Origin of the sequence: Methylophaga sp. UBA4204 (assembly GCF_002379485.1) — a bacterium.
Lineage (GTDB): Bacteria > Pseudomonadota > Gammaproteobacteria > Nitrosococcales > Methylophagaceae > Methylophaga.
Genome location: NZ_DFTU01000096.1, coordinates 29,305 through 29,532, shown reverse-complemented (window position 1 = coordinate 29,532; position 228 = coordinate 29,305). Strand labels below are relative to the sequence as shown.

Genomic DNA, 228 nt, shown 5'->3' with positions numbered 1-228 from the left:
GGCAAAGATATTGTTATCGGCTATTTTGCCCAACACCAATTAGAACAATTACGTCCTGATGAGAGTGCGTTGAAGCATTTGCAGCGATTGGACCCCATGGCGACCGAACAGGATTGCCGTAATTTTCTGGGCGGTTTTGGCTTTAATGGTGATACTGCTCTGGAACCGGTTGCACCATTTTCTGGTGGCGAAAAAGCCAGGCTGGTTCTGGCCCTGCTGGTTTATCAG

At 48.7% G+C, this 228-nt stretch carries 1 pseudogene; it reads left to right on the top strand.

Annotation, left to right across the window (positions count from 1 at the left end):
- Positions 1-228 (top strand): annotated as a pseudogene (locus tag B3182_RS14635) (ABC transporter ATP-binding protein); the annotation flags it as partial.